Source organism: Moorella humiferrea, from assembly GCF_039233145.1.
In the GTDB taxonomy this organism is placed as follows: domain Bacteria; phylum Bacillota; class DSM-521; order Neomoorellales; family Neomoorellaceae; genus Neomoorella; species Neomoorella humiferrea.
Genome location: NZ_CP136419.1, coordinates 918,367 through 930,479, shown reverse-complemented (window position 1 = coordinate 930,479; position 12,113 = coordinate 918,367). Strand labels below are relative to the sequence as shown.

Annotated in this window: 13 protein-coding genes and 1 riboswitch; of the genes, 1 reads left to right on the top strand and 12 read right to left on the bottom strand. The window is 57.4% G+C overall.

What is annotated here, in order from left to right; all coding sequences use genetic code 11:
• Positions 1-85: 85 nt before the first annotated feature.
• The gene (gene rpmB / locus MHFGQ_RS04855) at positions 86-274 is read left to right on the top strand and encodes a 50S ribosomal protein L28 (protein ID WP_106006424.1); all 189 of its coding nucleotides are present in this window, start codon (positions 86-88) and stop codon (positions 272-274) included.
• A gap of 66 nt (positions 275-340) precedes the next feature.
• Here the strand turns inward: rpmB and yfcE are convergent, their stop codons facing one another.
• The 12 genes from yfcE to MHFGQ_RS04795 form a co-directional block, all read right to left on the bottom strand.
• Positions 341-907, bottom strand: coding sequence for a phosphodiesterase (yfcE, locus tag MHFGQ_RS04850; RefSeq protein ID WP_106006397.1), 567 nt, complete (start codon positions 905-907; stop codon positions 341-343).
• 3 nt (positions 908-910) lie between these two features.
• Positions 911-1,384, bottom strand: coding sequence for a 6,7-dimethyl-8-ribityllumazine synthase (ribH, locus tag MHFGQ_RS04845; protein WP_106006398.1), 474 nt, complete (start codon positions 1,382-1,384; stop codon positions 911-913).
• Positions 1,385-1,694: 310 nt separating this feature from the next.
• Positions 1,695-2,894 carry a bifunctional 3,4-dihydroxy-2-butanone-4-phosphate synthase/GTP cyclohydrolase II gene (locus MHFGQ_RS04840; RefSeq protein ID WP_170066403.1) on the bottom strand — a complete coding sequence of 400 codons (1,200 nt, stop codon included), beginning with the start codon at positions 2,892-2,894 and terminating at the stop codon, positions 1,695-1,697.
• Positions 2,895-2,930: 36 nt separating this feature from the next.
• The gene (locus tag MHFGQ_RS04835; RefSeq protein ID WP_106006399.1) at positions 2,931-3,581 is read right to left on the bottom strand and encodes a riboflavin synthase; all 651 of its coding nucleotides are present in this window, start codon (positions 3,579-3,581) and stop codon (positions 2,931-2,933) included.
• A 2-nt stretch (positions 3,582-3,583) separates the two neighbouring features.
• On the bottom strand, positions 3,584-4,696 hold the full coding sequence (gene ribD, locus MHFGQ_RS04830; protein ID WP_106006400.1) for a bifunctional diaminohydroxyphosphoribosylaminopyrimidine deaminase/5-amino-6-(5-phosphoribosylamino)uracil reductase RibD: 1,113 nt from the start codon (positions 4,694-4,696) through the stop codon (positions 3,584-3,586).
• A 75-nt stretch (positions 4,697-4,771) separates the two neighbouring features.
• Positions 4,772-4,888, bottom strand: a riboswitch (FMN riboswitch).
• A 46-nt stretch (positions 4,889-4,934) separates the two neighbouring features.
• A complete protein-coding gene (gene rpe / locus MHFGQ_RS04825) occupies positions 4,935-5,591 on the bottom strand; it encodes a ribulose-phosphate 3-epimerase (protein WP_106006401.1) in 657 nt (218 codons plus the stop codon).
• A gap of 3 nt (positions 5,592-5,594) precedes the next feature.
• A complete protein-coding gene (gene rsgA / locus MHFGQ_RS04820) occupies positions 5,595-6,461 on the bottom strand; it encodes a ribosome small subunit-dependent GTPase A (RefSeq protein ID WP_106006402.1) in 867 nt (288 codons plus the stop codon).
• A gap of 10 nt (positions 6,462-6,471) precedes the next feature.
• Positions 6,472-8,316 carry a Stk1 family PASTA domain-containing Ser/Thr kinase gene (gene pknB / locus MHFGQ_RS04815; RefSeq protein ID WP_170066397.1) on the bottom strand — a complete coding sequence of 615 codons (1,845 nt, stop codon included), beginning with the start codon at positions 8,314-8,316 and terminating at the stop codon, positions 6,472-6,474.
• Positions 8,317-8,322: 6 nt separating this feature from the next.
• A complete protein-coding gene (locus MHFGQ_RS04810) occupies positions 8,323-9,708 on the bottom strand; it encodes a peptidoglycan D,D-transpeptidase FtsI family protein (protein WP_106006403.1) in 1,386 nt (461 codons plus the stop codon).
• Complete coding sequence (locus MHFGQ_RS04805; protein ID WP_106006404.1) at positions 9,705-10,922, bottom strand: FtsW/RodA/SpoVE family cell cycle protein; 1,218 nt, start codon at positions 10,920-10,922, stop codon at positions 9,705-9,707. The genes MHFGQ_RS04810 and MHFGQ_RS04805 overlap by 4 nt, the downstream gene beginning before the upstream one ends.
• A gap of 28 nt (positions 10,923-10,950) precedes the next feature.
• A complete protein-coding gene (locus MHFGQ_RS04800; RefSeq protein WP_106006405.1) occupies positions 10,951-11,661 on the bottom strand; it encodes a Stp1/IreP family PP2C-type Ser/Thr phosphatase in 711 nt (236 codons plus the stop codon).
• Positions 11,615-12,097, bottom strand: a complete 483-nt coding sequence (locus MHFGQ_RS04795; RefSeq protein WP_338834624.1) for an FHA domain-containing protein — start codon at positions 12,095-12,097, stop codon at positions 11,615-11,617. Before MHFGQ_RS04795 ends, MHFGQ_RS04800 begins: the two co-directional genes overlap by 47 nt.
• Positions 12,098-12,113 lie beyond the last annotated feature (16 nt).

Sequence of the window (12,113 nt, the reverse complement as noted above, 5' to 3'; positions counted from 1 at the left end):
ACAGGACTGAAGGCGTTCCCTCCTTGCCTTATGAGCCTTTCTCTGGTAAAATATCGCCCGTAGGGAGAAAAGCGAGGTGAAACAAATGGCCGTCTGCAGCATCTGCGGCAAAAAGACTACCACCGGCAACCAAGTCAGCCACTCCAATATTAAGACTAAGCGCACGTGGTCGCCCAATCTCCAACGGGTAAAAGTCCTTCTAAACGGGACGCCGAAAAAGGTCTATGTATGCACCCGTTGCCTGCGCTCAGGCAAGGTTCAACGGGCGGTATGAGGGGTATAAAAGTATTTAAATAAACCCGGGGTACAAACCCCGGGTTTTATCCTTCTATCATTATATTTACTTTTGCGGCCAGGCCATCTCCTGCAGAACTTCCCCGGTTGCCACAGCCAGAATTTTCACCCCTTCTTCATCGGCCAATGCCACCGTCTTGATGTTTCCCAGGGGGCCGCTGTGGGGCAAACTTGGACTGCCGGGATTGACGAAGAGACGTCCCTGGGAGGCGATGAGCCTAGCCACATGGGTATGGCCGCTTATCCAGAGATCCGCCTGGTAATATGCGGCCAGCTGTTCGGCATCGCCTGCGACCAAACGATGGCCGTGCTGGGCCACAAGACGGCGCCTGCCCATTTGGACGACTACCTGTTCCATGAGGGGAAGATTTAAAACCATACTATCAACTTCCGCGTCGCAATTACCCCGGGCGATTAAAAGGGGTACGGACGCTTCTTTAATAAGGGTCGCCAGATCTTTGGGGGCATAGGTAGCCACAATGGGGTTGCGGGGACCGTGGTAAAGGACGTCGCCGGCGTGAACTATCATGTCCACATTCCGAAAACAGTTGGCCAGGGCCTGTTCCCAAGCGGCCCCGTCGCCGTGGGTGTCGCTTATGATTCCTATGCGCATCTTCTACCCCTGCCCAGCCATAGTTTTAAAGAGATTGGCCATTTCCATGGCCGCCATGGCGGCGTCGAAACCTTTATTGCCGGCCTTTGTACCGGCCCGCTCGACGGCCTGCTCGATGGTATCGGCAGTAATCAAGCCGTAAATAACGGGAATGCCGCTGTTTAGCCCCACCTGGGCAACGCCCTTGGTGACCTCGGCGGCCACATATTCAAAATGGGGAGTGGCGCCGCGGATGACGGCGCCCAGGCAGATAACGGCGTCATAACCCCGGGCCGCCATTTTTTGGGCCGCGAGAGGGATTTCAAAGGCTCCCGGCACCCAAGCCACGTCAATTGCCGCCGGATCGGCGCCGTGGCGTAGTAGGGCATCCAAAGCTCCGTCGAGGAGCTTTGTAGTAATAAACTCGTTGAAACGGCTGACGACGATGCCGAATTTTAACCCTTGAGCCTGGAACTGGCCCGTCAAAATATTGGGCATAGGGAAAAGGCCTCCTTTGCTTAATGTTGTTAATGGCAGGGTATGTCCCTGAGCCGCGAATAGCGCAGCGCCGGTAACAGGACAGGCTAGGTGAGGCAACCGTTGCCGGCGCCGAGGACGCCTGAGCGCACCTTTGTAAGGAAACAAGCGTAACCTCATAGATGATAGAAGGCTTGCGGAACCAGAAGCTTTTTCATTGGCAATCCGCAGGCGGCGTGCAACGGTCCGAACCTAGCCGTTGTCCTGTCGGCGCGAAGCTTTTGAGTGGCGCAGGGACATACCCTGCCCTTTAATAATACCTGCATTTTTCTCAACTTATCTGCAGCAGGTGGCCCAGTTTTTCCTTTTTTGTCTTCAGGTACCGCCTGTTGACCCGGTTGGGACACATCTCGATGGGAACCCTTTCCACAACTTGCAGGCCATAACCTTCCAGCCCGGCGATCTTTTTCGGATTGTTGGTGAGAAGCCGGATCTTTTTCACACCCAAGTCAGCCAGGATCTGGGCACCGATGCCGTAGTCCCTGAGGTCGGCCGGAAAGCCCAGGGCTTCATTGGCTTCTACCGTATCCTTGCCTTCTTCCTGGAGTTTGTAGGCCTTTATTTTATTGAGGAGGCCGATGCCCCGGCCTTCCTGGCGCATATAGAGGACAACGCCGCGACCTTCGGCCTCAATCATGGTCATGGCCTGCTGGAGCTGTTCACCGCAATCGCAGCGTAAAGATCCGAAAACGTCCCCCGTCAAACATTCGGAATGGACCCGGACCAGTATTGGATTTTCGCCGTCGATATCGCCCTTAACCAGGGCCAGATGCCCCTTACCGCTCATTATTTCTTCATAAGCCACGGCCTTAAAGTGTCCGTAGGCGGTAGGCAGGTCGGCCTCGGCCACCCGGCGGACGAGCTTTTCCGTCCGGCGGCGATACTTAATTAAATCGGCAATGGTAATGAGCTTTAAACCGTGCTCCTGGCAGAATTTATATAGCTGGGGCACCCGGGCCATGGTGCCGTCGGGATTCATAATCTCGCAAATAACCCCGGCCGGATATAACCCCGCCAGGCGGGCGAGGTCCACGGCCGCTTCGGTATGACCGGCCCGTCTCAAGACGCCATCCTCTTTGGCCCTTAAGGGGAATATATGTCCCGGCCGGCGCAGATCTTCCGGCCTGGTGCGGGGATCGATAAGCTTTTTAACGGTGAGGGCCCGTTCAAAGGCGGAAATGCCCGTCGTCACTTCCGCCGCGTCGACGGATACGGTAAAGGCCGTTCCCATGGTTTCCGTATTTTGCGAAACCATGGGGGTCAACTCCAGCTCGTCCAGGCGCCGGCCTTCCATGGGAACGCAGATAAGACCCCGGGCATGGGTGGCCATGAAATTTATGGCTTCGGGGGTAACCTTTTCCGCCGCAATAATCACGTCCCCTTCATTTTCCCGATCCTCATCGTCAACCACCACTACCATCCGTCCGTTACGTATATCCTCGATTGCCTCTTCAATCGTATTGAATTTGATCTGTTCTTCCACCACGATAGGCACCTTCTTCCTTACTTAAATAAAGCCGTTGGCGGCTAGAAATTCCCAGGTCAACCCCTCCCCGCCCCCTTCTTTTGGAGTACGGGCGAGGAGCCTTTCTAAATAACGGGCCAGCAGGTCCACCTCTACATTTACCTTATCGCCCGGTCCCTTGACACCCAGGATGGTATGGGCGGCGGTATGGGGAATAAGGCCGACAGCGACCTTATTGCCTTTTATATCGATAACCGTCAGGCTCGTACCATCGAGGGCCAGGGAGCCCTTGGGGGCAATATATCGTTCCAGGCCTGCGGGAACTGCGACCTCCATCTCCCAGGCGATTCCCACCCGGCGCTTGCTTTTAATTTCGCCCACGCCGTCGACGTGACCGCTTACCAGGTGACCGCCCAGACGGTCTCCCAGGCGCAGGGCCCGTTCCAGGTTTACTTTGTCCCCGGGTTTTAGAGAACCGAGGTTGGTTACCCTTAAAGTTTCTGCCATTACCTCGGCGACGATCGCCGCCGGCATTAACTCAACGACGGTCAGGCAGGCGCCGTTGACGGCTATGCTGTCGCCCACCCTGGTCCCAGCGATTATTTCCTTCACGGCAATGGTAAGGCGGGCCCCCATGGGCGCAGCTTCCACCCGGCGGACCACCCCTATTTCTTCGACCAGGCCGGTGAACACCTTTATCCCCTTCTTTTCACCAGATAAGCGCTGATCATCACATCATCACCGCAGGGTGTTGCTTCCATCCCCTCCAATTGCCAGGCCTCCCCGGGGGTGGCCACCCCTTCCCCTCCTACCGGCCCGGGAGCGGCGAGGCCGCCGAAAATCTTCGGTGCAATAAAGGTCACCACTTTGTCTACCACCCCGCAAGCCAGGGCACTGGCGTTCACTCCCGCTCCGCCCTCCACCAGGATGCTCGTAAGCTGGCGCCCGGCCAGTTCGGCCAACAGCGGCTCCCAGGCGACGCGCCCGTCTTCTTCCGGAAATATCAGGACTTCGACGCCCATTGCCTGCAGTCGCTCCCTAACTTCCGCCGGGGCGGCGGCGGTGGTGGCCACCAGGGTGGGAGCGGAAGAAGGCAGGTGTAAAACCTTCGCCGTCAAGGGTATTCTCAGGCGGCTGTCCAAAATAACCCGCACCGGGTCACGGCCCCTGTTTCCCGGCAGGCGGGTGGTGAGTGCGGGGTCGTCGGCCAGTACGGTACCGATACCCACGAGGACGGCGTCATGGGTATCCCGGAGTTCATGGGCCTTTAATCTGGCTTCCGGGCCGGTAATCCAGCGTGAGGCACCGGTGCGGGTGGCGATTTTTCCGTCCAGGGTCATGGCCACCTTCATGGTCACCCAGGGCCGGCCGGTGGTTATATATTTGATGAAGGCTTCATTGAGCCGCCGGGCTTCGTCTTCCAGAAGACCTGTTTCCACTTCAATACCGGCCCGGCGCAGGTCTTGGAAACCGCCGCCGGCAACCTTGGGGTTGGGATCGGCCATGGCCGCCACCACCCGCCGTATCCCCGCACCCTTGATGGCCTCCGTGCACGGCGGTGTGCGGCCGTAATGACAGCAGGGCTCGAGGGTAACGTAAAGGGTGGCTCCCCGGGCCGCTTCTCCCGCCGCCCGCAGGGCATGGATTTCGGCGTGGGGCGTGCCGGCCTTTTGGTGGTAACCTTCCCCCACCACCCGGCCGTCCCGAACAATCACAGCCCCCACGGCGGGGTTGGGGCTCGTACGTCCCAGGCCCAGCCGGGCCAGTTCCAGGGCCCGGCGCATATACTGAATGTCTTGGGGCTGCATGGGCATTTGCTCCTTGCGTTTTCAGACATTAAAAAACCCCGGGGCAGCCTCCGGGGTTAGATAACAGAAAAGATACAACGCCTTCTCCCATCCAGACTTTCACTGTCGGCCCCGGAATTGCACCGGGTCTGCCATACGGCTCGCGGGCTTTTACCGCCGGTAAGGAATTGCACCTCACCCCGAAGGACGTTAATGTAATTATAGACCTGGAAATGGACGGCGTCAAGAAAGAAGTGCCTTAAGATGCTACTCCGCGTAAAGCGTTAATGGCGGCGGCCCGATTCTTACGACCGAAAATTGCCGAACCGGCCACCAATACGTCGGCACCCGCCCGGCAGGCCTCACGGGCCGTTTCCGGAGTAATGCCTCCGTCCACCGCCAGCAAAACATCTACTTTTTTTCGCTCCCGCAGCATGGCCGCCAGGGAGGCTATTTTCGGCAGCATGGCCGGGATAAACTCCTGGCCGCCGAATCCCGGGTTTACCGTCATCAGCAATACCATATCCACCTCTGAAAGGATATGTTCCAGCACCGTCAAGGGCGTCGCCGGGTTTAGGGCTACGGCCGCCCGGCAGCCGGCGGCGTGGATTTGTTGTAAAACCCGGTGCAGGTGAACACAGGCCTCGACGTGAACGCTGATATAATCGGCACCGGCAGCGGCAAAGGCGTTTATAAATTCTTCCGGGTGCGCGATCATTAGATGTACGTCAAAAACCAACTGGCTTTTCGGCCTTAAAGCGGCTACCAAATCGGGCCCAAAAGTGATATTAGGGACGAAATGGCCGTCCATAATGTCCAAATGCAACCAGTCGGCGCCGGCAGCGGCTACGTCATCTATTTCCGCCTGCAGGTTGGTAAAATCGGCGGCCAGCAGGGAGGGGGCAATTATAGGCAAGGATTAATAACTCCTTTCTTTGGCGATTATTTCCTCCAAAAATTTAAGATAATGTTCATAGCGATGCCTGGTGATTTCTCCCGTGGCTGCTGCCGCGACCACGGCACATCCGGGTTCGCACCTGTGCAGGCAGGAATTAAAACGACACCTGCCTATATACGGTTCCATTTCGGGAAAATGGGCGGCAACCTCCTGGTGGTCCATAGAGGGTAAATCCAGGCGGCTGAAACCGGGGGTATCGGCCACCCAGCCGCCGCCGGGCAGCCGGATTAACTCGGCATGACGGGTGGTATGGCGGCCGCGGCCGCTTTTTACGCTCACTTCACCGGTGCGCAGGTTAAGGGCGGGATGGATGGCGTTTAAAAGGGAAGATTTACCCACTCCGGATGGGCCGGCAAAGGTGCTGAGACGCCCGGACAAAATCTCCTGCAGCCCATCCACCCCCCGCCCGGTGCGGGCGCTGGCGATTAAAACCTGATAGCCGATCTGCCGGTAAAGTCCTGGCAGTTCCAGGTGCTCTTTTAGTGCCTCGTCGGCTTTATTCCAGACGATTACGGCCCGGATACCTTTGACGCTGCTTAAAAAAAGCAGGCGGTCGAGGAGCTCCAGATCGGGAGGCGGGGTGCTTAAAGAAAAGACGATAATTGCCTGTTCGACGTTGGCCACGGAAGGGCGTTCCAGAAGGGTGCTCCGGGGTCTAACCCCCTCGATCACCCCTTCTCCCGGGCCTAAAACAGTCACTTCTACCCGGTCGCCGGGCAGGAGCTCGCCTTCACGCTTTAAACGACCACGCGCGCGGCAGGTCAGAACACGGCCTTCGCTTTCAACATAATAAAATCCACCGTAGCGCCTTAAAAGGATGCCTTCCATACCATCCTCCTTATGGCAAATTGCGTTCGTATATGAGATTGCCGTCGCGCAGGACCCGGAGGGTCCCTTTGCCGTAATAGGTTATTACGGCTTGAATCTCTTGACCGGGCTGCTGTTTCCTCTTCAATACTTCGTTACTCCCCTTGGCGTCCTCAACCACGACGCGGATCTCATGTTCCTTGTCATCAGGTGCCGGGGGAATGGTAAGCCCCAGCTGTTTCTGGGCCGGCCCCGGACCCTGGCTGACTACCAGGTTAACGGCGCTTCCCTGCAGAATACTGGCCCCCGGCCGCGGGTCCTGGGAAATAACTATCCCCGCGAACTGTTCTTCGCTCCGCTGGTAGGTGATGGTGCCTTGCTGTAATTTGGCCGCAGCCAGTTCCTGCTGGGCTTCGGTCAGGGTTTTGCCTATTAAAGATGGTGCGGGAATCAATTGGGGTTCGGGGCCCTTGCTGATAATCAGCCGGACTTCCGTACCCTCGGGCTGCTTGCTGTTTCCTGGCGGATTTTGCTCCACCACCGACCCCTGGGGAATGCTTGGGTTATATACCTTTAAGGAATCGGCGGCTACCCGGAAGCCCTCATTTTCCAGGCGCAGCCGGGCATCTCTCTCCGTCAACCCGATTACCGAAGGTACCGTTACTAAGCGGCTGCCCTGGCTGACGGTCAAAACGACAATGCGGCCCCGGCGCACCTTTTCACCGGCCGCGGGCTCCTGGGCCATTACCTGTCCCGCCGGCACTTCCGTACTGTACTGGCGGCTGCCGACCTGACCGCGTAAGCCCGCGGTCGCCAGCCGATCTAAAGCCTGGCTTTCATTAAGCCCTATTACCCCAGGAACCACCGTCTCCCCAACCATGAGGTAGTAACGGAATCCCGCCCACAATCCTGCGCCGGCCAGACTTAGAAAAACCAGCGCCGTCAAAACCCACGCCCACACCCGCGGCCGCCGCCGCGGCCGACCTTCAGGCGCCGGAGGATCATCTTCCACCACGGGTAAAACCTGGGTGGCAAAGGTGTCTTCCGCCAGAGCGCCCTTTATCGCCAGCAGGTCGGAACGCAGGGCGGCGGCAGATGGATAGCGCCGTTCCGGTTCCTTTTCCAGGGCGCGCATAACAATGCGCTCTAGGGCCGGGGGCACGTCGGGATTTATCTCCCGCGGGGGGCGGGGCGTTTCCTGGATATGCTTGATGGCCACGGCCACCGGCGTCTCGCCTTTAAAGGGCAGCTCCCCCGTGAGCATTTCATAGAGAACAATACCAAAGGAGTAGATATCTGCTGCCGGACCGGTCAACCCACCCCGGGCCTGTTCCGGGGCCAAGTAGTGCACGGAACCGATCATGGTACCGCCGTAAGCCATAGTGGCCTCGCTGGCCGCCTGGGCGATGCCGAAATCCGTTACTTTTACCCGGCCGTTGCGGGTAATGAGGATATTGTGGGGTTTGATATCCCGATGGATAATACCGTTCTCATGGGCGTGTTCTAAAGCATCGCAGATCTGCAGGGCAATGTCGACTGCTTCCCGGGGCGGCAGCTGACCCCTTTCGCTGATTACCTCCTTTAGCGACCGACCTTCTACGTATTCCATAATCAGGTAATGAATACCATCTTCCTGACCTACATCGTAGATGCTCACCACATTGGGATGAGACAACCTGGCTACGGCCTGGGCTTCCTTCTGGAAGCGGGTTAAGAAGTCCTGATCGCTGGCAAATTGTTCCCGCAATATTTTGATGGTAACGAAACGGTGGAGCAGGCGGTCCTGACCCCGGTAGACCCGGGCCATACCTCCGCCGCCTAGCTCATCCAGTATTTCATATCTACCTTCAAGGATTTTACCGATCATTTTATCCATGACTGTTCACCGCCTTAAGGCTGCCGCCAAAATTTCCCGCGCAATGGGAGCCGCCACCGCACCGCCTGCACCGGCATTCTCCACGATAACGGCTACAGCGACGCGGGGTTCTGATGCGGGCGCAAAGGCCACCAGCCAGGCATGGGCTTCCCCTCCCGGATTTTGGGCGGAACCCGTTTTAGCCGCGACCGGCACTCCCGCCAGGCCGGCAGCCGTAGCCGTCCCTCCGTTAACTGTAGCTACCATGGCGTCCTTGATACGAACAGCTACTTCCCCTCCGGATACCACTTGCAGAACCCGCGGTACGGCCCCCCACAGAGGACGGCCGTCTGCCGCCGTAACCTTTTCCACTAAATAGGGTTGCATCAGAATCCCTTTATTGGCAATAGCCGCCGCCACCATGGCCATCTCCAGGGGCGTGGCCAGCACGGCACCCTGACCAATCGCCCCCTCCCCCAGATTGGCGGTGTCTAAGCCCTCGGGAATGCGTGATGTTGCTACCGGCAGTTCGAACTCCAAGGGTCTGTTAAAGCCATAAAGGGTAGCCGTCTCCTTGAATTTATCTCCGCCGGTTTCCAGGGCCAGGGCAGCGAAGGTCACATTGCAAGAATACATCATTGCCTCTTCAAAAGTCAGATGGCCGTGGGGCCGGGGACAAGTCAGCTTCCATCCTTCTACTTCCAGGTAACCGGGACAGTAAAAATCGCGCTGCCAGAGGCTAGGATCGGCTTCCAGGGCCGCCGTCGCCGTAACCAGCTTCATAATCGAACCGGGGGGATAAAGGCCCTGTATAGCCCGGTTAAGAAGGGGACTGCCGGCGGCAGTGCTGTTTATCCGCTGCCATTCCTCCTCCAGCCTGTTGGGATCAAAGGTGGGGCTGCTGGCCAGCACCAGCACGGCACCGCTGCGCGGGTCCAGGGCGACAACCGCCCCCCGCCGTCCGGCGAGGAGTGACGTTGCCAGCTTCTGCAGTTCGACGTCTAAAGTAAGATACAGATTGTTACCCCGGGCAACCTGGCCCGCCAAACGCCTTCCCATGTTGCTCAGGCGCTGCCATCCGGTAAGACCCAGGAGATCGCCGTCCCGGACGGCCTCAAGGCCGCTGCTCCCGAAACGGCTGGAAACGTATCCAACTATCTGGGCCGCTGCCGGACCGAAGGGATACTGGCGCTGGAGCCGGCCGGCAATTTCGACCGTCCGCGCCAGAACCCTGCCGTCCCGATCATAAATCGTTCCTCGTATTGTTTCTTTTTCCACAGCTTGTAAACGGGGATTGAGGGGATTTAAATAAAGCCTTTCCCCGGCAACGGCCTGGATATAGGTAACGTAAAGAATAAGAACGGTAAAAAATATGCCTGTGGCCAGGGCCAGGTGCCGAACGCCCCTTTTCACGGTTTTATCTCCCCGCCGGTCTCGCTGACGTTTAAAATTAAAGCCAGCAGCAGATAGCTGATCACCAGGGAGCTGCCGCCGTAACTGACAAAGGGGAGGGTTACTCCCGTCAAAGGCAGGAGCTTGGTAACGCCGGCTATGATTATCAAAGCCTGAAAGGTGATGAGTATCGTGAGACCTCCGGCCAGCAGGACCCCCTGCTCGTCGGTAGCCTTCAGGGCGGCACGAAAACCCCTGATGCTAAACAACAGGTAAAGGAGGATCACACCCAGGCTGCCCATTAAACCCATTTCTTCACCCATGGTGGCAAAAATAAAGTCGGTGGCGACGGCCGGTATGACCTGGGAATAACCCAGACCCAGGCCCGTCCCAAAGATACCGCCGCTTCCCAGGGTGATCAATGACTGAACGATCTGGTAACCAGCCCCGCTGTAATCGGCCCAGGGGTCGAGCCATACATTGATGCGCGTCCTCAAATGCGGGAAAATCAGATAAGCCAGCACCGCTCCCACACCAAAAAGGGCTCCCCCCGCCAGGCAAAATCGCAGGCGCTCGGTAGAGAGGTAAAGCATGGCCAGGAAAGTTACCAGAAGGATTAAGGCCGAACCGAGATCCCGCTGGAGAATCAGCAGGAATACAGCCAGACACACGACCACCAGCAGCGGTCCCCATACGGAGCGTCCGCCGCCCTGGACCAAAAGTTCCCTTTTCTCGCTTAAATATCCCGTCAAATACATGACCATGAGGACTTTTACCGCTTCTACCGGCTGCATGCGGAAAGTTCCCAGCGTCAACCAACTCTTGGCGCCGCCGATACGCGTTCCCATTAGGACGGTTATAACGAGGAAAAAAAGTCCCAGGGATAAAAAGAGATAGGGATACTGCTCCAGACGCTGATAATCGCGAAAGCCCACGGCCACCACTATAAACACCAAGAGCCCCACCGCCGTCCAAATAATCTGGCGGTAAGCGAGGCCGGCATCCAGGCGATATAAAAATACAAGCCCTAAAGCCGTGAGCATGGCCGCCAGGGGAAAAAGATACTCATCGCCGCCGTGACGGACGGCCTTTAAAATAAAATGTACTCCCCAGTAACCCGCCAGCAAAAGGACCAGGGCATAGTCGGGAGACCAGGCAGGCCGGTCGGTAGCCAAGGTCGCCATATAACCGTATCCGGCCACCAAGATTAAAGAAGGCCACAGGAGCAGGCGCATCTCCCGCCCCCTGCGAGGGCCGACACCGTTACTCATAAAGGGCCAACACCACCGTTACGTTGTCCGGTCCGCCCCGCTCCAGGGCCAAACGCAGCAGTTCCTTCGCCGCCACAGACAGTTCACCGTGCCTGTTGAGGACATCGGCCAGTTCGGCATCGGAAGCGACCTCATAAAGGCCGTCGGTACACAAAAGCAGGCGATCGCCCGGTTTCAATGCTATTTCGCGGCTGTCGATGTCTGCCCTTTCATCGGTACCCAGGGCCCGAGTTAAGATATTGCGCCGCGGGTGAACCCGGGCCTCTTCCGCCGTGAGGCCTCCCATACGCACAAGTTCACCTACATAAGAATGATCGTCGGTTAAAACCTGTAACTGTCCGTCGCGGTACAGATAGGCACGGCTGTCGCCGATATGTACCAGGTAGGCCTTGCCGTTCAAGATCCACACGGCGGTCAAGGTCGTACCCATACCTGACCTGTCGCGGTCGGCCAGGGAACTCCGGTAAACAACCTCATTGGCGAACTCCGCCGCCTTCTTCAAACGTACCAGGGGTTCACCTTCCGAAAAACCAAAAAGCCTGTCGCTTAAAGCCCTTAAGGCCAGATAGCTGGCAACTTCTCCGGCCTGGTGCCCGCCCATACCATCGGCAACGGCGAAAAAACCCCTCTTAACGTCGCTGATAAAACAATCTTCATTACCGGGCCGCACCAGTCCGGTATGGGAAAGGGCTTCGGCTCGCATCCTCCCACCCCACTTTAAAGGTTACGCCGCCTATACGTATTTCCTCGCCTGGGCGTAAAATATGGGGGCCGGTCAAGAACCTCCCATTTACATAAGTGCCGTTGGTGCTCTTGAGGTCTATCAGATGCCATTCGTCACCGCGGCGGGTAATTAACGCATGACGGGTGGAAACGTGAAGATCTTCAATGACGATATCGTTTCCCGGCTCTCGGCCGATGGTAATATTTTCGCCGAGGAAGTATTTTTCTCCTTTTTTTATCCCCGGACTTTTTGTTTCTACAACCGTCAAAATCGGACGCCCTATTGTTTTTTGCCTGCTTTTGCCCCTGGAGGCCGGATAAAGTTCCGTATACATAAGCCTTAAGGCCTGCCAGATAAATAAATAAAGGAGCAGGACGAAGATAAACCGCAACCCGGCCAATAAAATTTCCGCCACGGTACTCACCCGTTTT

Bases quoted from the DNA above. Each gene is read 5' to 3' on its own strand.
- rpmB (WP_106006424.1), top strand. From the start codon at position 86: ATGGCCGTCTGCAGCATCTGCGGCAAAAAGACTACCACCGGCAACCAA.
- yfcE (WP_106006397.1), bottom strand. From the start codon at position 907: ATGCGCATAGGAATCATAAGCGACACCCACGGCGACGGGGCCGCTTGG.
- ribH (WP_106006398.1), bottom strand. From the start codon at position 1,384: ATGCCCAATATTTTGACGGGCCAGTTCCAGGCTCAAGGGTTAAAATTC.
- ribD (WP_106006400.1), bottom strand. From the start codon at position 4,696: ATGCAGCCCCAAGACATTCAGTATATGCGCCGGGCCCTGGAACTGGCC.
- rsgA (WP_106006402.1), bottom strand. From the start codon at position 6,461: ATGGAAGGCATCCTTTTAAGGCGCTACGGTGGATTTTATTATGTTGAA.
- pknB (WP_170066397.1), bottom strand. From the start codon at position 8,316: ATGGATAAAATGATCGGTAAAATCCTTGAAGGTAGATATGAAATACTG.
- MHFGQ_RS04805 (WP_106006404.1), bottom strand. From the start codon at position 10,922: ATGCGCCTGCTCCTGTGGCCTTCTTTAATCTTGGTGGCCGGATACGGT.
- MHFGQ_RS04800 (WP_106006405.1), bottom strand. From the start codon at position 11,661: ATGCGAGCCGAAGCCCTTTCCCATACCGGACTGGTGCGGCCCGGTAAT.